Source organism: Flavobacterium glycines (assembly GCF_900100165.1).
Classification (GTDB): Bacteria; Bacteroidota; Bacteroidia; order Flavobacteriales; family Flavobacteriaceae; genus Flavobacterium; species Flavobacterium glycines.
Window position 1 is genome coordinate 1 of the sequence record NZ_FNEO01000010.1, and the last position, 23,457, is coordinate 23,457.

General features: G+C 35.1%; 21 protein-coding genes, 2 tRNA genes and 1 rRNA gene. 16 read left to right on the forward strand and 8 right to left on the reverse strand.

Annotation, left to right across the window (positions count from 1 at the left end; translation table 11 throughout):
* Nucleotides 1-4 precede the first annotated feature (4 nt).
* From rrf to BLR17_RS15395, 3 genes are all read left to right on the forward strand, one after another.
* Nucleotides 5-114: ribosomal RNA gene (gene rrf, locus BLR17_RS15385) — 5S ribosomal RNA — on the forward strand.
* A 59-nt stretch (nt 115-173) separates the two neighbouring features.
* Nucleotides 174-246: transfer RNA gene (locus BLR17_RS15390), tRNA-Phe, on the forward strand.
* A gap of 7 nt (nt 247-253) precedes the next feature.
* A tRNA-Leu gene (locus BLR17_RS15395) sits at nt 254-339 on the forward strand.
* A gap of 273 nt (nt 340-612) precedes the next feature.
* Here the strand turns inward: BLR17_RS15395 and BLR17_RS15400 are convergent.
* On the reverse strand, nt 613-1,092 hold the full coding sequence (locus BLR17_RS15400) for a DUF6265 family protein (RefSeq protein ID WP_066324448.1): 480 nt from the start codon (nt 1,090-1,092) through the stop codon (nt 613-615).
* Nucleotides 1,093-1,239: 147 nt separating this feature from the next.
* Between BLR17_RS15400 and BLR17_RS15405 the strand changes: the two genes are divergently transcribed.
* The 5 genes from BLR17_RS15405 to BLR17_RS15425 all read left to right on the forward strand — a co-directional run bounded on the left by BLR17_RS15405 (nt 1,240) and on the right by BLR17_RS15425 (nt 7,721).
* Nucleotides 1,240-2,400: an MFS transporter gene (locus BLR17_RS15405; RefSeq protein ID WP_066324450.1), complete on the forward strand. Its 1,161-nt coding sequence runs from the start codon at nt 1,240-1,242 to the stop codon at nt 2,398-2,400.
* Nucleotides 2,401-2,545: 145 nt separating this feature from the next.
* Entirely contained in the window at nt 2,546-3,622 is a 1,077-nt protein-coding gene (gene prfA, locus BLR17_RS15410) for a peptide chain release factor 1 (protein WP_066324452.1), read from the forward strand.
* A 132-nt stretch (nt 3,623-3,754) separates the two neighbouring features.
* Complete coding sequence (locus BLR17_RS15415; protein ID WP_066324457.1) at nt 3,755-5,821, forward strand: DUF5723 family protein; 2,067 nt, start codon at nt 3,755-3,757, stop codon at nt 5,819-5,821.
* A gap of 197 nt (nt 5,822-6,018) precedes the next feature.
* Entirely contained in the window at nt 6,019-6,834 is an 816-nt protein-coding gene (gene pyrF, locus BLR17_RS15420) for an orotidine-5'-phosphate decarboxylase (protein WP_066324459.1), read from the forward strand.
* An 86-nt stretch (nt 6,835-6,920) separates the two neighbouring features.
* Nucleotides 6,921-7,721, forward strand: a complete 801-nt coding sequence (locus BLR17_RS15425; protein ID WP_139068314.1) for an ABC transporter substrate-binding protein — start codon at nt 6,921-6,923, stop codon at nt 7,719-7,721.
* Here BLR17_RS15425 and BLR17_RS16520 read toward each other — a convergent pair.
* From BLR17_RS16520 to BLR17_RS15435, 3 genes are all read right to left on the reverse strand, one after another.
* Nucleotides 7,716-7,856 (reverse strand): hypothetical protein, encoded by a 141-nt coding sequence (locus BLR17_RS16520; protein WP_169817139.1) that lies wholly within the window; start codon nt 7,854-7,856, stop codon nt 7,716-7,718. The genes BLR17_RS15425 and BLR17_RS16520 overlap by 6 nt on opposite strands.
* A 384-nt stretch (nt 7,857-8,240) precedes the next feature.
* On the reverse strand, nt 8,241-9,095 hold the full coding sequence (purU, locus tag BLR17_RS15430; protein WP_066324462.1) for a formyltetrahydrofolate deformylase: 855 nt from the start codon (nt 9,093-9,095) through the stop codon (nt 8,241-8,243).
* 134 nt (nt 9,096-9,229) lie between these two features.
* Complete coding sequence (locus BLR17_RS15435) at nt 9,230-9,937, reverse strand: DUF4197 domain-containing protein (protein WP_066324466.1); 708 nt, start codon at nt 9,935-9,937, stop codon at nt 9,230-9,232.
* 119 nt (nt 9,938-10,056) lie between these two features.
* Here BLR17_RS15435 and BLR17_RS15440 point away from each other — a divergent pair, with 119 nt between their 5' ends.
* From BLR17_RS15440 to BLR17_RS15475, 8 genes are all read left to right on the forward strand, one after another.
* Nucleotides 10,057-13,497, forward strand: coding sequence for a methylmalonyl-CoA mutase family protein (locus BLR17_RS15440; protein ID WP_066324468.1), 3,441 nt, complete (start codon nt 10,057-10,059; stop codon nt 13,495-13,497).
* A gap of 120 nt (nt 13,498-13,617) precedes the next feature.
* Nucleotides 13,618-14,577: an ion channel gene (locus BLR17_RS15445; RefSeq protein WP_066324471.1), complete on the forward strand. Its 960-nt coding sequence runs from the start codon at nt 13,618-13,620 to the stop codon at nt 14,575-14,577.
* A gap of 69 nt (nt 14,578-14,646) precedes the next feature.
* Nucleotides 14,647-15,543: a MerR family transcriptional regulator gene (locus BLR17_RS15450; protein ID WP_066324474.1), complete on the forward strand. Its 897-nt coding sequence runs from the start codon at nt 14,647-14,649 to the stop codon at nt 15,541-15,543.
* A gap of 34 nt (nt 15,544-15,577) precedes the next feature.
* Nucleotides 15,578-17,047 (forward strand): phytoene desaturase family protein, encoded by a 1,470-nt coding sequence (locus BLR17_RS15455; RefSeq protein ID WP_066324477.1) that lies wholly within the window; start codon nt 15,578-15,580, stop codon nt 17,045-17,047.
* A 2-nt stretch (nt 17,048-17,049) separates the two neighbouring features.
* Nucleotides 17,050-17,892 carry a phytoene/squalene synthase family protein gene (locus BLR17_RS15460; protein ID WP_066324479.1) on the forward strand — a complete coding sequence of 281 codons (843 nt, stop codon included), beginning with the start codon at nt 17,050-17,052 and terminating at the stop codon, nt 17,890-17,892.
* A 24-nt stretch (nt 17,893-17,916) separates the two neighbouring features.
* Nucleotides 17,917-18,357: a sterol desaturase family protein gene (locus BLR17_RS15465; RefSeq protein ID WP_066324480.1), complete on the forward strand. Its 441-nt coding sequence runs from the start codon at nt 17,917-17,919 to the stop codon at nt 18,355-18,357.
* 156 nt (nt 18,358-18,513) lie between these two features.
* Nucleotides 18,514-18,975, forward strand: coding sequence for an SRPBCC family protein (locus tag BLR17_RS15470; protein ID WP_066324482.1), 462 nt, complete (start codon nt 18,514-18,516; stop codon nt 18,973-18,975).
* Nucleotides 18,975-20,270 (forward strand): cryptochrome/photolyase family protein, encoded by a 1,296-nt coding sequence (locus tag BLR17_RS15475; RefSeq protein ID WP_066324484.1) that lies wholly within the window; start codon nt 18,975-18,977, stop codon nt 20,268-20,270. The genes BLR17_RS15470 and BLR17_RS15475 overlap by 1 nt, the downstream gene beginning before the upstream one ends.
* Nucleotides 20,271-20,375: 105 nt before the next feature.
* Here the strand turns inward: BLR17_RS15475 and BLR17_RS15480 are convergent, their stop codons facing one another.
* From BLR17_RS15480 to BLR17_RS15495, 4 genes are read right to left on the reverse strand one after another with little or no spacing between them, the layout of a single operon-like run.
* Nucleotides 20,376-21,794, reverse strand: a complete 1,419-nt coding sequence (locus BLR17_RS15480) for an SDR family oxidoreductase (RefSeq protein WP_066324487.1) — start codon at nt 21,792-21,794, stop codon at nt 20,376-20,378.
* A 16-nt stretch (nt 21,795-21,810) separates the two neighbouring features.
* Nucleotides 21,811-22,422: a GTP cyclohydrolase I FolE gene (gene folE / locus BLR17_RS15485; RefSeq protein ID WP_066324489.1), complete on the reverse strand. Its 612-nt coding sequence runs from the start codon at nt 22,420-22,422 to the stop codon at nt 21,811-21,813.
* 12 nt (nt 22,423-22,434) lie between these two features.
* Nucleotides 22,435-23,118: an SDR family NAD(P)-dependent oxidoreductase gene (locus BLR17_RS15490; protein WP_066324491.1), complete on the reverse strand. Its 684-nt coding sequence runs from the start codon at nt 23,116-23,118 to the stop codon at nt 22,435-22,437.
* A 24-nt stretch (nt 23,119-23,142) separates the two neighbouring features.
* On the reverse strand, nt 23,143-23,427 hold the full coding sequence (locus BLR17_RS15495) for a TIGR03643 family protein (RefSeq protein ID WP_139068316.1): 285 nt from the start codon (nt 23,425-23,427) through the stop codon (nt 23,143-23,145).
* Nucleotides 23,428-23,457 lie beyond the last annotated feature (30 nt).

Sequence of the window (23,457 nt, forward strand, 5' to 3'; positions counted from 1 at the left end):
ACCTTAAGGTGGTTATTGCGGCGGGGCTCACCTCTTCCCATCCCGAACAGAGAAGTTAAGCCCGCCTGCGCAGATGGTACTGCAGTTTTGTGGGAGAGTATGTCGTCGCCTTTCTTTGAAAACCCCGTTTATTACGGGGTTTTTTTTTAAATCTTTGTAAAAGGAAGATTTATGGTACCTTAGCTCAGATGGTAGAGCAATGGACTGAAAATCCATGTGTCCCTGGTTCGATCCCTGGAGGTACCACATCATTGCTCGGATGGTGAAATTGGTAGACACGCTGGACTTAAAATCCAGTGAACAGCAATGTTCGTGCGGGTTCAAGTCCCGCTCTGAGTACTAAAGCCTCAATTAGATCTCTAATTGAGGCTTTTTTTATATGTTTTTTTAATTTTAATAAAACTGATTTTAACGGATTTTTGTTTATATAATCTACAGAGCAGAAAAAAACCGTTTTTATCTGTTCAATCTGTATTATCCGTGGCCTATTTTTTTTATTGAGTGCGCATAGAAGACTCTCATATCAATTCAAAGAGTAAATGCATATTTGGTTTTTAAAATAAAAACCTCGCTTTAATAAAGTGAGGTTTGTAGAATGATGTTAATTATAATTTATTTAGTTTTAACCATATTGTATTTCTCAGCACTTGTCTTACCTGATTGCAATCCTGAAATTTGAGCGATAAAACTGGTTTTAGATGTTTTTTTATAACTGATTTTTTGAGGATAATCGTTTTTCAGATTTTCAAAAATCAGTTCGTTTTCAATGCCTTCTTTTAATTGGAAGCGAATAGGTTTGTTATCATTTTGACCTATTATAGTTGTGGTATAACTTAAATTTTCCCCTTTTTGTTCCAGAATGATACTTTCGTTATGAATAGTGTCTTTGTCTTTTATAAAGAGTGATTTGGCTTTAAATGTGCTGTCGTTTACTTTCTCCCAATTTTCAGAAAGTGTCCCAATATTGTTTTTGGTTTCCCAATTTCCAATGAGCCAATCGGCTTTTTTTATCAGATCTTTTTCGGCATTATTGTTTTTTTGACAAGCAGAAGCAATCAAAAGCAGGAATAGTAATGAGGCTGTTTTTTGCATAATTAAAATGAATTGATTTTGTGTCGAATTCAAAACAAAATTACTAAAAATACCAATAGTTTTTAAGAATGTTATTTAGGTATTTTTAACATTTGGGAGCCATTTAAAAGGCTTAATTTTGCACTCCAATAAAAAGGAGTTGAATTAATGATTTTAGGCTATTTTAATAATTTACGCCAATCGCCTAAAGGTTATCGATTGGCAACTACTGTATTTTTTTTTATTTCCGGTTTTGGATATTCGTCATGGGCATCCCGAATTCCTGCGATAAAAGCTCAATTGCATTTATCGGAAGCTGAATTTGGAGCAGTTTTATTCGCTTTTCCAATTGGATTAATGTTAACGATGCCGTTTACGAGAAGAATTTTGAATCTTTTCAGCAGTCGCTATTGTATGTTATCGGGAGCGATTTTGTTTAACATAGTTCTGGCTTTGCCTGGTTTTGCGGCATATGTATGGCAGTTGGTTCTCATTCTTTTAATTTTTGGCGGTTCACGAAATATTTTGAATTTATCGATGAACGCCCAGGCTTTAGAAGTACAGCGTTTGTATCCTAAATCGATCATGACTACATTTCATGCTATTTGGAGTTTGGCCGGATTTGCAGGAGCAGGATTGGGCTATGTTATGGTAACACAACATATTGATCCATCTTTCCATTTATTGGGTATTGGTGTGGCTATGCTGGCGGTGGTGAGTTGTTTTTATCCGTTAACAATAGAGAGTGAACCATCAAAGGAGGAAAGTAAGTTTTTTTCGATGCCTGATAAGAATCTGTTGAAGTTTGCTATTATCTGTTTTGTATCGATGGCTTGCGAAAATACAATGTATGACTGGAGTGGGATTTATTTTCAAAATGTATTACAGGCTTCGCAAAAAATAACAACAGCTGCTTTTGTGTTTTTTATGACTGCGGTTACCCTTGGACGTTTTTTAGGAGATTATGCGGTGATGCGTTTTGGAATCAAAAGTATCTTGTTTTACAGTGCTATAATGATTAGTGTTGGATTTTTAATTTGCTTTCTTCTGCCTTTTATTATTCCAACGATTCTGGGCTTTGTGTTGATTGGCGTTGGTGTTTCCTGTACGGTTCCGTTAGTATTTAGTATAGCGGGAAGATCAAAAAAATTGAGTAGTGGTTCGGCGCTGACTTCGATATCTACTATTGGATATCTTGGTTTTTTAGTGGTTCCGCCAATGGTTGGTTTTATTTCTGAAGCCTTGAGTATGAAATGGGCTTTTTTAATCATGGCTCTTTTGGGAAGTGTAATGATTTTTATGGTAACTAAAATTTCGGAGGAGAATTGATTTGGCCAGAATGAATTCCTTGAGCTTAAAGCAGGAAATCGAAGATTCAGCGGAGCTAAAAAGCTCCTGAAAAAATCTGAAATACTGAAACAAAATTGTGCAATCTTTTTTGTATTTTTGCACTCCAATTATAAGGACTATAACTATGTTAGACAGACTTCAAATAGTGAAACAACGTTTTGATGAGATTTCGGATTTAATCATCCAACCGGATGTTATTGCCGATCAAAAACGTTATGTGCAGTTGAATAAAGAGTATAAAGATCTAAAGGCTTTGGCTGAAAAAAGAGATGAATATGTTCTTTTGATGGCAAATATTGATGAAGCAAACGAGATAATTGCTGATGGAAGTGATGCAGATATGACCGAAATGGCTAAAATGCAACTTGATGAAGCTAAGGAAAGATTACCAATTCTTGAGGAAGAAATCAAGTTTATGTTGATTCCTAAAGATCCTGAGGATGCGAAGAATGTTATGGTGGAAGTTCGTGCCGGAACGGGTGGAGACGAAGCAAGTATTTTTGCAGGGGATTTATTCAGAATGTACACTAAATATTGTGAAAGCCGTGGTTGGAGAACATCGGTTGTCGATATGAACGAAGGAACTTCAGGAGGATTTAAAGAAATTATTTTTGAAGTAACGGGAGAGGATGTTTACGGAACTTTGAAATTTGAAGCTGGAGTTCACCGTGTGCAACGTGTTCCTCAAACAGAAACTCAGGGACGTGTGCATACATCGGCAGCTACAGTTATGGTGTTACCGGAAGCGGAGGAATTTGATGTTCAAATTGATATGAATGATGTGCGTGTTGATTTCTTCTGTTCATCAGGACCAGGAGGACAATCGGTAAATACTACGAAATCGGCGGTGCGTTTAACGCATATTCCTACCGGATTAGTGGCACAATGTCAGGATCAAAAATCGCAGCATAAAAATAAGGATAAAGCATTAGAGGTTTTGCGTTCCCGTTTGTACGAAATGGAATTGGCTAAAAAACAAGCTGAAGATGCTTCTAAAAGAACTTCTCAGGTAAGTTCCGGAGACCGTTCGGCAAAAATCAGAACGTATAATTATGCTCAGGGTCGTGTAACCGATCATAGAATTGGATTGACTTTATACGATTTAGGAAACATCATGAATGGTGATATTCAGAAGATTGTAGATGAGTTACAGTTAGTTAATAATACCGAAAAACTAAAAGAAGCCAGTGAGGTTTTCTAATGGTTAAGTAATAATTAATTGTTAAAAAAAGTAAAAACTTTTTAATATTATTAATAAGAAAAAGCACTTAATTTGCGTTATCAAATTAGGTGTTTTTTTTTGCCCCAAATTCATTAACTAATATTATTAAGTATGAAGAAGAGAATTTTTCTTTCGTTATTTGCTCTAGCAGGTTTTTGCTCAGCAAATGCCCAGTCTTATTTAGGTTATGTCCATGATAATTACGCTGGAGTTCAAAGTGTGTTGTATAATCCTGCGTCTATTGTTGACTCTCGTTTTAAAACAGATATTAATTTGTTTTCGACTAGTTCTTCCGTTACAAATGACTTGTACGGAGTAAAGATTTTTGATGTTTTTAAAGATGGTTACGATTTTGATTTAGAGGCTAAAAAGAGTTTTAGTAATGCTAATAATGCGGCCTTTAATACAGATGTTATGGGGCCATCGGTTATGTTTAATATTGCTCCTAAGCATTCATTAGCAGTATTTACAAGAGCAAGAGCCTTTTTAAATGTTGTTGATGTTAATGGAAAAGTAATTAATGATATTACAAAAGATAACTCTTCCAGTTTCCCTTCTGCTAATGTAGGCAGTTTAAATGGAGTAGGTAATTCATGGGGAGAGTTAGGTATTTCTTATGCAGCTGTTTTATACCAAAGAGGACAGCATTTCTTAAAAGGAGGTATTACAGCTAAATATTTGCAGGGAATTGCTAATTACCATTTACAAGCTAATGGAGTTACAATGGCATACAATGAAAATGTAATTTTACCACAAAATAGTACCTATACTACTACAGGTTCAGTTGTTTATGGTTCTAGCCAGGATTTTGCAGCTAATTCAGATTTAGATATTGATTCGAAATCAAGAGGTTTTGGAGTTGATTTAGGTTTGGTTTACGAATGGAGACCTGAATATACGGCTGACAGAGCTGATATTAATGACTTAAAAGAAGTAAATAAATACAAACTGCGTTTTGGACTTTCTGTTACTGATTTAGGTTCTATGAAATACGCTAAAGGGGTTCGTAATATGTATGATCTAAATAAAACGATTACGCAGGCTAATTATGATAATGCAGACAGTTTTGATGAATTTTTGAAAAATAATTATACCAATGTTCCTGTTAATGGGACAGTGAGATCTTATTTGCCTACAGCTATACATGCTGATGTAGATTGGAATATTCACAATAAATTCTATTTGAATGCTATTGGTGATATTGGAGTTGTAAGCAAAACAAAATTAAACCAAAACAGTATTGCTAACCGTGTAAGCGTAACTCCTCGTTATGAATCAAAATGGTTTAGTGCTTATATGCCAATTTCGTACATGGATTATAGTAAACAAGCTCAGGTAGGTTTAGGTTTAAGAACAGGAGTATTCTTTATTGGATCGGGTTCGATTCTGTCTAATGTAGTTTCAAAAAATTCAAAAGCAGCTGATATCCATTTAGGAGTTAAGATTCCTGTTTATCAAAAGAAAGCGAAAGATCAGGATGGGGATGGTATCTTGGATAAAGATGATGAATGTCCTACTGTAGCAGGTCCTGTTGAAAATAAAGGATGTCCATGGGGAGACAGAGATAACGACGGAATTTTGGATAAAGACGATAAATGTCCTGATGTAGCCGGTCCTGCCGCTAATAAAGGATGTCCGTGGGAAGATAAGGATAAAGATGGTGTTTTAGACAAAGATGATAAATGTCCTACTATTGCCGGTCCAAAAGAAAATGCCGGTTGTCCTTGGCCAGATACAGACGGTGATGGTGTTTTAGATAAAGATGACAAATGTCCTAAAGTAAAAGGAACTCTTGCTAATAATGGTTGTCCGGAAGTAACTACTGAAGTAATTAAAAAATTAAATGATTTCTCTAAATCGATTTTATTTGATACTTCTAAAGCGACTATTAAAGCAGAATCTAACGCTAAGTTAGAAGAAATTGTTAAAGTGATGAACGAATACAATACGGCTAATTTTAAATTAGAAGGACATACTGATAGTACAGGTAATGCTGCTAAAAACCTTCAATTGTCTAAAGACAGAGCTGCTGCGGTTAAGGATTATTTAATTGCTAAAGGTATTAGTGCTGAAAGACTTTCATCTGAGGGTTATGGAATTACCAAGCCAATTGCTTCTAACAAAACTGTTGAAGGAAGAGCTCAAAACCGTAGAGTGGAAATTATTTTAGTAAAATAATCAGATATCTTAATTTAATAAAAAAAAATGAGGCTTTATAGCCTCATTTTTTTTAAAATAAAGTTTTTTTATTTGTGTTTTGTATTAAAAACACACAGTGGTAAATGCGATTGGGATAGAATTTTAGGAGAAACTTATACAATTCTTATATTAATTACAATTGGCTTTGTAACTTTGCGCTTTGAAAATAAAAATAAATGACTACACAACAGTTAATTGAACAAATCAAGATTAAAAAATCTTTCTTATGCGTAGGATTAGACGTTGATTTGAATAAAATTCCTCAAAGTTTTTTAGAGAAAGAAGATCCTATTTTTGAATTCAATAAAGCAATAATCGATGCTACCCATGATTTGACAGTTGCCTACAAACCTAATACTGCTTTTTTTGAAGCTTATGGTATTAAAGGATGGATTTCTTTACAAAAGACAATCAATTATATCAACGAAAATTACCCTAATATTTTTACTATTGCCGATGCAAAACGTGGCGATATTGGAAATACTTCTTCGATGTATGCCAGAGCTTTTTTCGAAGATTTAAACTTTGATAGTATCACTGTTGCACCTTATATGGGGAAAGATTCTGTAGAGCCATTTTTAGCTTTCGAAGACAAACACACTATCATGTTAGCACTAACTTCTAACGAAGGTGCTTTTGATTTTCAAACGCTGGATGTTGATGGAAAAGAATTGTACAAACGTGTTTTAGAAACTTCTAAAACCTGGAAGAATTCTGAGAATTTAATGTATGTAGTGGGAGCTACCAAAGCAGAATATTTTACCGAAATTAGAAAAATTGTTCCGGATAGTTTCCTTTTAGTACCAGGAGTTGGTGCTCAGGGAGGAAGTTTGTCAGAAGTGTGTAAATACGGAATGAATGCAAATGTAGGATTGTTAATTAACTCTTCAAGAGGAATTATTTATGCATCCAAAGAAGCAGATTTTGCCGAAAAAGCAAGAGCAGAAGCTTTGAAAATCCAACAGGAAATGGAAGCAATAATGCAGTCTTAAACATAAATTAAGTTATTAAATTTAAGAACCATTAGAGAGCAACGCTTTTTAATGGTTTTTTTAATTCAAATTTTAAATTGAATCAATTGGAAAACTACACCTTAATCGATTCCATCGGAACCCAGCATACTTTTCATAAAGTACCACAGCGTATTATTTCGTTAGTGCCTTCACAAACGGAATTATTGGTTGATTTAGGTTTAGAATCAAAGATTGTTGGGATTACTAAATTCTGTATTCATCCAAAAGATTTGAGATCTAAAAAAGCAATTGTTGGCGGTACAAAAAAAGTAGATTGTGATAAAATTAAAGCCTTAGTTCCTGATGTTATTATTTGTAATAAAGAAGAAAACACCTTAGAAATGGTAGAAACTCTTCGAACAATATGCCCGGTTTGGGTAACTGATATTGTTACAGTTGAAGATAATTTTAAGATGATAAGCGATTTTGGAAATCTCTTTGATTGTGTTGCTGAAGCTGAAAATTGGAACAGAAAACTGACTTTAGCTTTAAGTGATTTCAAAAGTTTTATCCAAACTAAGCCTGTAAAAAAAGTCGCTTATTTTATTTGGAAAAAGCCTTATATGGTGTCGGGTTCAGCTAATTTTATCAATGAATTATTGGAATTAAATCATTTTGAAAATGTCTTTGCTAACCAACAAAGATATCCTGAGGTTGAGCCTGAAAAAATAAATGCAAATGGGGATTTAGACTTTATTTTTCTTTCGTCAGAACCTTATCCTTTTAAAGAAAAAGATGTTTTAGAGATGCACATTTTTACGCAACCAGCCAAAATTGTTTTAGTAGATGGTGAAATGTTTTCGTGGTACGGAAGTAGATTGTTAAAAGCTTTTGACTATTTTAAAGAATTACATCAAAAGTTATAATTCGCATTCTTCCAAAACTAATTCTTCCTGCTCATTTTTAGTTGTAGCAGTCTTTTTTTGTTTTATCTGAGTTAGAATTTTAAATTCTTCCTGTAGTTTTTCAATTTCACTCGTCTCTTTCAAAAGTCCATTCATAACAGTAAATTTTCGGCAAATTTACATTAACACAACATTAAAAACCTAGTTTTTTGTGTTAAGTTTAGCAATTTAAAGGGGTTTTGGACCAAAAATTAAGAATAATACTAAACTTGTGTCAATAGAAATTTAGAGGCAAATTATTTTTTAAGGATAACATAATTATTGTGCAGAACAAAAGAGTTATGTTCTAAAAAAAAGAAGTGCTAGCATTTGAAAATACTAGCACTTGTTTTAACTAACCAAAACCAAATATAATAAATAACCAGTTTATTACATTGCAAAGATGCCACATAACGGCGGGAAAAGCTGTTAAGGATATGTTATTACTTTGTTGGTTATACGTTAAGATTTAAACGGTTGTTTAATAAAGTTAATGGCCGTTTAAGAGAAAATAACTGTTTTGTTGTTGTAAACCATTGTTTTACGTTCAGCATGCAGTTTTACGGCTCTTGCCAATACGCTGCGCTCTAAATCACGTCCTTTTACAATAAAATCCTCTATGGAATGACTGTGTGAAACTCTGGTGATGTCTTGTTCAATAATTGGTCCTTCGTCCAGCTCTTCGGTTACATAATGACTGGTTGCACCAATAATTTTTACTCCTCTGGCAAAAGCTGAATGATAGGGTTTTGCTCCCGGGAATGCAGGTAAGAAAGAGTGGTGGATATTGATGATTCTGTTTTTATACAGTTCAATTAATTTAGGCGTGATAATTTGCATGTATCGGGCCAAAACAATAAAATTGATGTTGTATTCTTTCAATAAGGCTATTTGTTGTTTTTCACCTTCTTCTTTGATGTTTTTAGTAAAAGGAACATGGTGAAACGGAATATCAAAACGTTGCGCTACTCCTTTTAAATCTTCATGATTACTAATAATTAACGGAATTTCCAGCGGTAATTCGCCGGCACTGTAACGTCCTAAAAGATCGTACAAACAGTGGTCATATTTAGAAATAAAAAGCGCCATTCGGGGTTTGTATTCCTGAGTATAGATTTCCCAGGACATATTGAATTTATCGGCCAGATTGGCTTGAAAATCTTTTTTGATTAATTCTAAATCCCAGTTTTGGGTGCTGAATTCACATTCTAAGCGCATGAAAAATACGTTTTCATTTGCATCAACATGCTGGTCCAGATAAATGATATTTCCCTCGATTCCTGCAATATAATTGGTTACAGAAGCGATAATTCCTTTTTGATCCTCACAATGGATAAGTATTGTTATTTTTTGCATTTTATAATTATTTCATGATTTCAAGAAAGTCTGTTGAAATCAATTTTTATTGAAGTTCTAAAGGATTCAAAACTAAACTTATTTTTTTACAAAACAAATGCTGTTTCACCTGTTTGTTTAAGTGCTTAACACTTTTATTTTTTGTCTTGTAACGCAAAAACTCTTTGTAACAATGGCGATGTTCTGGCGCTGATATTGGTTCTGATATTTTTTTCTTCAACCGCGACCATTTTAAAAACTCCTTTCATGGCCTGATTCGTCACGTAGTCAGTCAGGTCAGGATTTACCTTGCTTACTAACGGAATGCTATTGTATTTAGTGATGATATTTTGCCAAACTTTATCGGCACCAACTTTTGAAAAAGAACTTTTTATAACAGGATTGAATTTGCCATATAAGGAAGTTGAAGTAGTATTTTGTAAGTAAGTGGTCGCTGAACTTTCATTTCCCATTAAAATTCCTTTAGCATCAGTAAAAGACATGTTTCTTACAGCATCAACAAAAATAGGAGTGGCTTCTTTTACGGCATCTTCTGCAGCACGATTCATTACTTTTAATCCTTCATCGGCTAACGAACTTAGTCCAATTCTTCTCAATCCGCTATCAACTTTTCTCAACTCTTCGGGTAATAGAATTTTAACCGCTTCATTTTTATAAAAACCGTCTGTAGCCGTCAATTTGCTTACTTGTTTAGTAATTCCATTATTTAAAGCTTCTTTTAATCCTCCTGAAATATCAATCATTCCGGCAGTTCCGCTTTGAGGCAGTTGATTGATTACCTGTTGCATTTCGGCACAACTAATTAGATTGAAACATATAAAAAACAGAGCGATTTTTTTCATAACTTTATGTGTATTAGATTTTGGTCAAAGATACACAAACATCGTTTTGTTTTGAAAAAGTGGCTTAATTCGTTCCGGATAAAAGTTTTTTTTAGGCATAATTAATCGAAATTCAAATTCTGATTCAAATGAAAGTGTATCATCCTAAAAATAAGATAAGAATTGTAACTGCTGCGGCTTTGTTTGACGGTCACGATGCGGCAATCAATATCATGCGCCGAATTATGCAGGCCAGTGGAGTTGAAGTTATTCATTTAGGACATGACCGAAGTGTTGAAGAAATAGTCAATACCGCCATTCAGGAAGATGTTAATGCCATTGCGATTACTTCGTATCAGGGAGGACATAATGAGTTTTTTAAATATATGTATGATTTGCTACTGCAAAAAGGAGCAGGGCATATCAAAATATTTGGCGGTGGCGGCGGAGTTATTTTGCCTTCTGAAATTGCTGAATTGCAGGCTTATGGAATCACAGCAATTTATTCCCCTGATGATGGCAGAAGATTGGGATTGCAAGGAATGATTAATGATTTATTGCAGCGTTCCGATTTTCCTATCGGTAATGAGTTACATGATGAAATAAGTCTTCTAAAAACAAAAAATGCATCAGCGATTGCAAGGATTATTTCGGCAGCCGAAAATTTTCCTGATGTAGCGAAAACTGTTTTAAGTTCGATTGCTCAAATGACTGCCAATAGTAAAGTTCCTGTTCTTGGCATTACAGGAACCGGAGGAGCAGGCAAGTCGTCTTTGATGGATGAGTTTGTTCGTCGTTTTTTGACTGATTTTCCGGAGAAAACCTTGGGGATAATTTCTGTTGATCCTTCAAAACGCAAAACAGGAGGTGCATTATTGGGTGACCGAATTCGAATGAATGCTATAAACAATTCCAGAGTGTATATGCGTTCATTGGCTACCCGTGAATCCAACAGGGCTTTGTCAAAATCGATTCAGGATGCTATTCAGGTTTTAAAGGCAGCACAATATGATATTATTATTGTTGAAACTTCCGGAATTGGTCAGTCAGATACCGAAATCGTGGACTATGCCGATGTAACTTTGTATGTAATGACACCCGAATTTGGTGCTGCTACCCAATTGGAGAAAATCGATATGCTTGATTTTGCGGATGTGGTAGCTATCAATAAATTTGACAAACGAGGAGCTCCCGATGCCTTGCGGGATGTGAAAAAACAATTTCAACGCAATCATAATCTTTGGGATACTAATTTAGACGATCTTCCTGTTTTTGGTACGATGGCATCGCAGTTTAACGATTCAGGAATGGATCGATTGTATCAGGCGGTAATGAATGCTATAGTTGAAAAAACAAATGCTGATTTACTTTCAACTTTTGAAGCTAAGTCAGAAATCAGCGAGAAGGTTTACGTGATTCCTCCACAAAGAACACGTTATCTTTCCGAAATTGTCGAAACAATTCGTAATTATGATGAAAAGGCAAAAAGCCAACAGGAAATTGCCCAAAAACTATACGGCATATTCAAAACATTGGAAAGTGTTTGTGGTAAAGTACCACTCATTAATGAAAGGGGAATCGATGATGATTCCGTTTTTCCAAGTGCGCTTGTAGAGCACAATGACCAACGAATTTTTATCAATCTTTTGCTGAATCAATTTGATAAGTTAAAAAAAGATTTAGAGCCACATAATTGGGAAATTATTCTCGGGTGGAACGAAAAAGTAAATAAATACAAAAATCCGTTTTATACTTTTAAGATTAGGGATAAAGAAATAAAACGAACAACCCACACCGAGTCACTTTCTCATGCTCAAATTCCTAAAATTGCTTTGCCTAAATATGAGGATTGGGGTTTCATTCTTCATTGGTCTTTACAGGAAAACGTGCCGGGAGAATTTCCGTTTACGGCAGGAATATATCCTTTTAAAAGAGAAGGCGAAGATCCGTCCCGAATGTTTGCCGGTGAGGGAGGACCAGAGCGAACCAACAGGCGTTTTCATTATTTGAGTTTAGGATTTTCGGCAAAACGCCTGTCTACGGCTTTTGATAGTGTGACTTTGTATGGCAACGATCCCGATATGCGTCCTGATATTTATGGGAAAATAGGAAACGCAGGAGTGGCTGTTTGCTGTTTGGATGATGCTAAAAAGTTGTATTCCGGTTTTGATTTGCTCCATCCCATGACTTCGGTAAGCATGACTATCAACGGTCCGGCTCCCATTATATTAGGTTTTTTTATGAATGCAGCGATTGATCAGCAATGCGAAATTTATATTAAAGCCAACCAATTAGAGAAAGAGGTAGAAGAAAAAATCAATCACATTTTTGAGCAAAAAGGAATTGAAAGACCTAGTTATCAGGGAGATTTACCTGAAGGAAATGACGGATTGGGATTATTGCTTTTAGGAGTGAGCGGAGACGAAGTTTTACCTTTGGAAGTCTATAATGAAATAAAAGCAAGGACTTTGTCGCAAGTGCGTGGAACTGTTCAGGCTGATATTTTGAAAGAAGACCAGGCGCAAAATACCTGCATTTTTTCAACCGAATTTGCCTTACGATTGATGGGTGATGTGCAGGATTATTTTATTTCGAATAATGTCAGAAACTTTTATTCGGTATCTATTTCGGGCTATCATATTGCCGAAGCGGGAGCGAATCCCATTACGCAATTGGCTTTTACATTAGCTAATGGATTTACCTATGTGGAGTATTTTCTGAACCGCGGAATGGATATTAACGATTTTGGTGCTAATCTGTCTTTTTTCTTTTCGAATGGATTAGATCCTGAATATGCTGTAATAGGCAGGGTGGCGCGCAGAATTTGGGCGAAAGCCATGAAAAATAAATACCATGCCAATGAACGGGTGCAAATGTTGAAATACCATATTCAAACCTCAGGACGTTCGCTTCATGCTCAGGAAGTTGATTTTAATGATATTCGAACCACTTTACAGGCTTTGTATGCTATTTATGATAATTGTAATTCGTTGCATACCAATGCTTATGACGAAGCCATTACCACGCCTACAGAGGCATCAGTTCGCAGGGCAATGGCAATCCAACTCATTATCAATAAAGAATTAGGTTTGACGAAAAATGAAAATCCAATGCAGGGTTCGTTTCTTATAGAAGAACTGACCGATTTAGTAGAAGCCGCTGTTTTGGAGGAATTCGATAAAATTTCTGAGCGGGGAGGAGTTTTAGGAGCCATGGAAACCATGTACCAGCGATCTAAAATCCAGGAAGAAAGTCTGTATTATGAAAATTTAAAACATACAGGAAATTTACCAATAATTGGGGTAAATACTTTTTTAAATTCAAAAGGTTCTCCAACAATAATTCCAGCCGAAGTTATTCGGGCGACTGAGGAAGAAAAACAATACCAAATTAAGATGCTGCACAATTTACAGCAACGAAATCAGGATAAAGTAAAAGAGCAATTGCAAGCGATAAGACGAGCGGCTGTAAACAATGAAAATTTATTTGCTTATTTGATGGAGGCGACTAAAATATGTTCTTTGGGACAAATTACCTCGGCTTTATTTGAGGTAGGAGGGCAGTATAGAAGGAATATGTAATAGCTGTCAAAATTCTAAATCTCCCAAAGTGGAGATTTTTTTAGGTTTTATACTAAAATAGCATTCCTTTTTTGATTGTGTTTTAACTAAATTTACCTTGAAAATTAATCGGGGAATTAGATGGCTTTTTTAAATAAAATCAACTTACATGCTGTATTGGACAGAAATACGGGATTTGGAACCAATGCAAATAGTTACGGAGGTCGTTTTGTAAATAAAGACGGAACAGCTAATATTGAAAAAAGAGGAATGCACTTTTTGCATCGCATTAGCTGGTATCATACAATGATTGATATGCCGGCCTGGAAATTCATGTTGGTTATCCTTACTTTCTATATGGGAATCAATTTACTCTTTGCGATGGTTTATTTTGGAATTGGGATCGAACACCTTGATGGTATTCCTATGACAGATAGTAATTGGGCCAAATTTGGTCAGGCTTATTTTTTTAGTGCTCAAACCTTTACCACAGTAGGGTATGGTCATATAAGCCCGGTTGGTTTTTTGACCAGTTTATTGGCAGCAGCCGAAGCTTTGATAGGATTGTTGAGTTTTGCTATTGCTACCGGATTGTTTTTTGGACGATTTAGTAAACCCACGGCCTTTTTAAAATTTTCTCACAATGCCCTGATTGCTCCTTATGGGGAAGGTGCTGGATTGATGGTTAGAATGACTCCTTTTAAAAATACCAATTTCACAGATGCCGAAGCAAAAATGACTCTAGGGATGAGTATTGAGGAAAATGGGGTGAAAGTAAATAAGTTTTATTCTTTGGATTTAGAACTCGAAAGAATTAATGCTCTCACTTTGAGTTGGACATTGGTACATCCTATAACAGAGAACAGCCCTTTGTATCAGTTTGTAAAAGAAGATTTTGAAACTATAGTGGGAGAGATTTTTGTATATATTAAAACATTTGATGATATGTTTTCTAATACGGTGGCAACCCGAACTTCGTATACTTTTGACGAGGTGATTTATGGGGCGAAATTTGTGCCAATGTATCAAAGAAGTACTGATAATACCAAAACTATTCTGGATTTGGACAAACTTAATCATTACGAAGAATGTGTTATATAATATGTTCTTGCTTTCTTAGTGAGTTCTTGTGATAAAAACGTATATTTGTTTAACTTTATTTTTGAATAAATGAACAATGTTAAAAGCGTTTTTAGTATAAAAGACCTTGAAAATCTTTCAGGGATTAAGGCACATACCATTCGTATTTGGGAAAAAAGATATCAGGTTCTTGAACCCATGCGGACGGATACCAATATTCGACTGTATGATTTAGTCAGTTTGCAAAAATTGTTGAATATTACTTTTTTGCATGAGTACGGCTATAAAATATCTAAAATTTCCAATTACTCAGAGAGTGAAATTCAGGAATTAGTAAAGCAAATAGTTTCTTCAAAAAACTCAAAAAATCATGCCATTAATGCTTTTAAGATGGCAATGATGAATTTTGATCAACAGCTTTTTTTAAATACATACAATTGGTTGGCAGAAGAAAAGTCGTTTAAAGAAATTTTTCATCAGGTATTTATTCCGCTTTTAGATGAAATAGGTTTGTTATGGCAAACTGATACTATTACGCCGGCTCACGAGCATTTTGTTAGTTATTTAATAAGGCAAAAAATTATCTTAAATTCTGAAAAGCTTCAGTATATAAAACCTGCTAAAGAAGATAAAGTTTTTGTCTTGTCTCTTCCATTGAATGAAATCCATGAACTGGGATTGATGTATTTGCATTATGAAATACTTTTAAGTGGTTACAGAAGTATTTATTTGGGCGAGAGCATGCCAATTCATAATTTAAAAGATCTGAAAAAACATTTCGATTCTATTGTTTATGTTTCCTGTTTGACTGTCAAGCCGGACAGAGACGAAGTAAATGAGTATGTTCAGGAAATGGTAAATGAATTGTTAGATGAAACTACCGAATTATGGTTTACAGGCCGATTGGTTTCTTATATTGATTCAGAAATAGTATTGAAGAAAGTTTCTGTTTTTAACTCTATGGCAGAATTAACATCGCAATTGTAATTTTGTTTAATTATTTTGTATATTTGTTAAACAAATGAAAAAGAAGATTACAATCATTGGTTCGGGGTTTTCAGCGTTGTCTGCGGCTTGTTATTTGGCTAAAAAAGGTCATAAGGTTTTGGTTTTTGAAAAAAATCAAACTATCGGCGGGAGGGCAAGGCAATTGAAAAAAGACGGTTTTACATTTGATATGGGGCCGAGTTGGTACTGGATGCCTGATGTTTTTGAACGTTTTTTTGCCGATTTTGGAAAGAAAACTTCCGATTATTATGAGTTGATAAAATTGTCTCCGGCTTATCGGGTGTATTTTGGAGTGAACGAATTCATTGCCATTGCTGATAATCTGGACGAAATTGTATCGACATTTGAAGCTATTGAAAAAGGAAGCGGCAAAGTACTAAGGGAGTTTATGTCCGAAGCCCAAAGCAATTATGATATTGCGATTAAGGATTTGGTGTACCGTCCGGGAGTTTCCCCTTTAGAATTAGTTACTGTAGAAACAACTAAGAAGATAGGACAGTTTTTTAGCAACATCAGTAGGGATGTGCGCAGGAAATTTAAGGACGAACGATTAATTCAAATTTTAGAATTTCCGGTTTTGTTCCTCGGAGCCAAACCTTCTGATACGCCTTCGTTCTATAGTTTTATGAATTATGCCGACTTTGGTCTCGGAACCTGGCATCCCAAAACAGGAATGTTTGATGTGGTTCGTGCAATGGAAAGTCTAGCAACAGAATTAGGAGTGCAGTTTTTTGTTAATTCGAATATCGAAAAAATAATTGTAGAAAATAAAACTGCCAAAGCAATTGTTATTAATGGTGAGAGAATAGAATCGGATTTGGTTTTAAGTGGCGCTGATTACCATCATACCGAAACTTTATTGGATGCAGAACATAGAATGTATTCCGAACAATATTGGGAATCTCGTGTTTTTGCGCCTTCGTCATTGTTGTTTTATGTTGGTTTCAATAAAAAAATAGAAAACATTTCGCATCATGCCTTGTTTTTTGATACCGATTTTAACCAACACGCAAAAGACATTTATGACGAACCAAAATGGCCTGCAGAACCTTTATTTTATGCCAATTTTCCGTCGTTGACTGATAAAACGGCTGCGCCGGAGGGAATGGAATCGGGTTTTTTCTTAGTGCCATTAGCGCCCGGAATCAACGATACAGAAGCATTAAGGGAAGAATATTTTGATAAAATTATTGATCGTTTTGAAAAGTTAACGCAGCAAAGCATCAAAGAAAATATTATATTTAAAGAATCCTTTTGCAAAAATGATTTTGTAGAACAGTACAATTCCTATAAAGGAAATGCTTACGGAATGGCAAATACCTTATTGCAAACGGCTTTTTTAAGACCAAAACTAAAAAGTAAAAAAGTTCGTAATTTATATTTTACAGGACAATTAACCGTTCCTGGACCCGGAGTTCCACCGGCATTAATTTCGGGAAAATTAGTGTCTGATTTGATAGATAAACAATTTCTAAAACAATAACTATGAAGCAATTATTTGACGATGTTTCTTTTAAATGCAGTAGGTTAGTGACTAAAAACTACAGTACTTCGTTTTCATTGGCGGTATATATGCTTTCGCCAAGCATCAGGGATGCTATTTACAGCATTTACGGATTTGTACGTTTTGCAGACGAAATTGTCGATTCTTTTCATGGTTTTGACAAAGAAAATTTAATCAACGATTTCGAAAACGACTATTACAAAGCTTATAATTCCGGAATTAGTCTGAATCCTATTTTGAATTCGTTCCAGCAAACGGTTAAGCAATACAATATTTCAGACGATTTGATTCAGGCTTTTTTGAAAAGCATGAAAATGGATTTAATCAAATTAGATTACAATTCGAAAGCCGAATACGAAGAATACATTTATGGTTCTGCCGATGTGGTGGGTTTGATGTGTTTGAAAGTTTTTGTATCCGGAAAAGAGCACAAATACGAGGAGTTAAAAGATCAGGCCATGCGATTGGGGTCTGCGTTTCAGAAAGTGAATTTCCTTCGTGATTTAAAAGATGATAACTTGATTTTAAACCGCAATTATTTCCCGGGTGTTGATTTGAATTCTTTTGATGAAAAAGCTAAAAAATCCATCATTAATGAGATTAAAGAAGATTTCAAAATTGCATATCAGGGAATTGTAAAATTACCTATCGAAGCTAAATTTGGCGTTTATACCGCTTATGTATATTATAAAAAATTGCTTAAAAAATTAGAAAACACGCCTTGTAAGGAAATAGGAAATTCCCGAATCCGGGTTTCTAATTATACCAAAGCTACGCTTTTAGCGCAATCTTTCGTTACTTATAAGTTGCGATTGGTTGAATAAACAAACGATTTTAAACATTAAAAAATGATTTCATTTTTAATTACATTGGGTGTATTTCTTTTAATGGAAGGTGTCACCTGGCTCACTCATAAATACGTGATGCACGGACTCATGTGGTACTTCCATGCCGATCATCACCAACCCAAATACGAGCACGTTTTTGAACGCAATGACATCTTTTTTGTCATTTTTGCCATTCCCAGTATCGTCCTTTTTTACTACGGAGTTGAAGGCGGAATCAATTATTTGTTTTTCATTGGACTTGGAATCACACTTTACGGATTTTGTTATTTTATGATTCACGATGTATTAATTCATCAGCGTTTCAAATGGTTTAAAAATACCAAAAACAAATACCTGATTGGTTTACGTAAAGCCCATAAAGTACACCACAAACATTTAGGTAAAGAAGAAGGTGAGTGTTTTGGGATGCTTTTTGTTCCTTTTAAATATTATAAAATCTAAAATAATTTGGGCGTGTCCTTTTTAAAAAACAAGAAAAATGTTTTTCAAAAAGGTCAGGCTGTACGCTATATCTTTTATATAGTCCCGAAGTGTCGGGACTACATAAAAGGATGCCGCTTCCATCCTTCACGCAAAGTCAACTAACGATAAAATCAAATGAAAGTATATTCAAAAAAGAGTGTCCAGCATGTCAATGCTTCTATTGAAGAATGCTGGGCGTTTTTTTCCAGTCCGCGTAATTTGCAAAAAATGACTCCAAAAACCATGGGATTTGAAATCACTGATTTTGATGGGGAAAATATGTATCCGGGACAAATTATTCAATACAAAGTTTCGCCGCTTTTTGGAATTAAACTCATTTGGGTTACCGAAATTACGATTGTGGAAGAGCAACGTTATTTTGTAGATGAGCAACGATTTGGGCCTTATACCTTATGGCATCACAAACATTTTTTTGAACCTACAGAAAATGGCGTAAAAATGACTGATTTGGTTCATTATGCTATTCCGTTTGGTTTTATCGGACGGATGATGAATGCTTTGGTTGTTAAAAATAAATTGAATGAAATTTTTGAATATCGGGCAAATAGAGTAAACGAAATTTTTAATTCAAAGTAATGGCTAAAACAGCAGTTTCTGTATTTTGGTTTCGACGTGATTTACGACTCGAAGATAATATTGGTTTGTATCAGGCTTTACAGTCGGAATTTCCGGTTATTCCTTTATTTATTTTTGACGAAGCTATTCTGGATAGTTTGCCTAAAGACGATGCCAGAGTCGCTTTTATCCATGAATCACTTTCTAAAATCAATAGTCAACTTAATGAAATAGGAAGTTCTCTTTTAATCAAAAAAGGAAAAACCTTAGGAGTTTGGCAGGAATTAATTACTGAGTTCGATATCAAAGAAGTTTTTTTCAATAAAGATTACGAACCCTTTGCTATCAATCGGGATGAAGCCATTTGTCAATTATTAGAAACCAATAAAAGCATTATATATTCCTTCAAAGATCAGGTCATTTTTGAAGAAAAAGAAATAACAAAAGCCGATGGTTTGCCATATACGGTTTACACACCGTATAAAAATAAATGGCTCGAAAAATTCAATCAACTTAAGCCTGTATGGGAATATGAGACTTCAGAATTGTTTTCGAATTTTTATAAAAGCGATTTTGCTTTTCCTTCCCTGGAACAAATTGGTTTTGTGAAAAGTTCCATCAAAGTAAAACCATTTACACTCAACAATCTTGAAAATTATCAGGAAACCCGTGATTTTCCGGCTGTAGATTCCACATCCTATTTGTCGCCGCATTTGCGTTTTGGGACGGTAAGTATTCGTAAAATGGTGAATTTTGCAGCAAAAACAAATGATACTTTTTTGAGTGAATTGATTTGGCGGGAGTTTTTTATGCAAATTCTGTTTCATTTTCCCAAAGTAGTGACACAGAATTTCAAATCGGATTATGATGGCATTCAGTGGCGCAATAACGAAGAAGATTTCAAGCGTTGGTGTTCCGGAAATACCGGTTATCCGATGGTGGATGCGGGCATGCGCCAACTGAATGAAACCGGATATATGCACAATCGGGTACGAATGGTCGTGGCGAGTTTTTTGTGCAAACATTTACTGATTCAATGGCAATGGGGCGAAGCCTATTTTGCCGAAAAATTATTGGATTATGATTTGTCTGCTAATGTCGGTAACTGGCAGTGGGCAGCAGGAACAGGTTGTGATGCTGCGCCTTATTTCAGGGTTTTTAATCCGGATATTCAATTAAAAAAGTTTGACGAAAAAGGAATTTACATCCGTAAATGGATTCCGGAATTTGATTTGGGTTATGGCCAACCCGTGGTCGATCACGCCATGGCAAGAGACAGAGCGGTTGCAACTTATAAAGCCGGAATTTTGAAGTAAATGTTTTGCGATATATTTTTAAACCATTAAGGGATTTAAGATTCATTAAGTTTTGCTTAATTTTCTTAAATCCCTTAATGGTTTAATTCTTTTCAGATGAATTAGTTATTGTATCAATCTTCGCAACATTCCATTAAAAATAAACCCATGAAACGGTAAAACGGAATACCAATACAATTTCCCTAATATTCCTCTTGGTCTGAATGTCGCGGATTGATACAATGTATTTCCAATGATTTTGAATTCGAGCCAGGCTTCTCCCGGGAGTTTCATTTCGGCAAATAGGATTAATTTTCCCTCTTCTTTATTGGCATACAAAACACGCCAAAAATCCAATACATCTCCAGCATGAATGCTATGTTTATTGGTTCGGCCTCGTCTTAATCCTACGCCACCAAATAATTTATCGATAAAGCCCCGGATATTCCACAGCCAATCGCCATAATACCAACCCGTTTCTCCACCAATAGACCAAATACGCTCCATGGTATAATCACGGTTTATGATTTCCATTTTTCGTCTGTCGATGAAACAATCCTTTTTAGGGACTTTCATAAATTTCGAAATATTATTTTTAAAACGTCCGCTAACTAAGGAATCTTTCCAGCTCGATGCCACCTTGTCTTCATTGACTTTTATCAATGCTCGAGACAAAGCTTCTTCATAAGACATGGGATGAATATTTAGTAATTCATTGATGCCGGAATCTTTGCAAATTACTTCCACTTTCATACTGCTCACTAATGCAGTAGCGAGTTTATAGGAAGTTGAGGTCACAAAATACAACCAATAGGATGATAATTTAGGAGTCATCACCGGAATTGTAAAAATCCATCTTTTTAGGTTTTTGGCTTTGGCAAAACCCAGTAACATTTCTTTATATGTTAAAATGTCCGGTCCGCCAATATCAAAACTCTGATTATAAGTAAGCGGATTTAAAAGAGATTTGATCAGGAATTCCAAGACATCAGTTATGGCAATGGGCTGGCATTTGGTATTGAGCCATTTGGGTGTAATCATAACAGGAAGTTTGATAACTAAATCCCGAATAATTTCAAAAGAAGCACTGCCGGAACCTACAATTATTCCCGCTCTTAAGGCTGTTAAAGCAAAAGTTCCTGTGCCTAAAATAGTTTCTACATTTTTTCGGGACGACAGATGTTTGGAAAGGCTGTTGTCGTTTACAATTCCAGTGAGGTAAATCACTTGTTTGGTATTGGTTTGATTGATTCTTTCTACAAAATGATGAGCCGAAATTTGTTCCAATTCATCATAATTATCCGAAGAACTCGACATGGAATGTATCAGATAATAGGCTGCATCAATGTTGTCCGGAATTTGTAATAAACTTTCTTTTTTTAGAAAATCGACTTCGATTATTTCTACTTTGTGCTGTAATTCATCCGGACAGTAAAACCTGTTTTTATCTCTCACACAGCAAACCACATCGTGACCTTTCTCCACCAAAATAGGTAAAAGTCGCTTGCCGATATAACCTGTAGCACCTGTTAAGAGAATTTTCATGGTTTTTAATTTAAAATTAGCTTAATTTATTAGCAACTAAACTGATAAATTCTTTTCTGGTTTTGTCTTTTTCAAACGCTCCCGTAAAGGAAGAAGTCGTTGTAACAGAATTTTGTTTTTGAATTCCCCGCATTTGCATGCACATGTGTTGCGCTTCAATTACAACAGCCACTCCAAGCGGATTCAGGGCTTCCTGAATGCAGTTTTTAATTTGATCTGTCAAGCGTTCCTGTACTTGCATTCTTCGGGCATAAGCATCCACCACTCGGGGAATTTTACTTAATCCTACAATTTTTCCATTCGGAATATAAGCCACATGAGCTTTTCCAAAAAAAGGTAACATGTGGTGTTCACACATCGAATATACTTCGATGTCTTTTACCACAATCATCTGTTGGTGATCTTCGGTAAATAAAGCCGATTTTAGTATTTGCAATGGATCTAATCCGTAACCATGAGTTAAATATTGTATTGCTTTGGCTATGCGTTCCGGTGTTTTTTCAAGACCTTCTCTTGTTACATCTTCACCTAAATTATCAATGATTATTCTATAATTATCGGCTAGTGATTCGGTTATTTCAGTATCGTATTGTTCGATTTTCTCGTAACTTTTCATTTCTTTTATCATGTTGTTTAGTATTTAAATTTTAAAAGTTACTATTCCGTAATCCATTTCAAAAATTTGTCCTGAGATGGATTTTGCCTTTTCTGAAATTAAAAAATCAGCCATTTCCGCTACTTCATTCGCTTTTAAATAGCCTTTCATTGGGTGGCGTTCTACCATGTTTTCTTTCATTCGATCATTTCGTAAAATGTTTGCCGAAAGCGATGTTTCGGTAATTGTAGGTGCAATGGCGTTGATTCTGACTGATGAAGCTAATTCGGCTCCGAGTGATTTTACCAATCCTTCTACACCCGCTTTTGCAGTCGCAATGCTGACATGAAATGGCATCCCTAATTTAGCAGCGACCGTACTAAATAAAAGAACCGATGGATGGTTTCCTTTTTTCAACTGAGGCAGGTATTGCTGAATACATTTAACCGCTCCAATTACATTGATTTCAAAATCATTTCTAAAATCGTCAATGCTTAAATTTGTGATTGGTTTTAAATTAATCGATCCGGGACAATAGATTAAAGTATCTATAGATTCAATTTCCGGCAATGTATCTTGTAAAACATCCATGCTGTAATGTTTAAGATTTGGGTGTGAAATTTCAGGAGGATTTCTACTGATGTTATAAACACAATTAGTCTCTAATTGTTGCAATAAAATAGCATTTCCAATTCCTTTACTGCCTCCGATGATGACGATGTTTTTCATGTTTGAAAACTATTTTTGTTTGAATTATCTTTTCGAGATTTTGTTGTTGTTAATTTGTCGTTGTCTGCTGCATTTAAAACGTCCTTCATTAAAAATTCTCAATTTGGCGTGTTTGGTTTTTCTGCCTTGTACTCTTTCGCGCCACATTCTAAAGCTAGAAGGTTTCATCTCAGCACGCATCAGGTCGATGACTTCTTGTTCTTTTAATCCAAATTGCAGCTGAATTGCTTCAAAAGTAGTTCGGTCTTCCCACGCCATTTCGATGATGCGGTCTTTGTCTAAATCGGTGAGTTCTTTTTTTATTGTCACGTTATTTTATTTAAAAATTGAAATTGAATC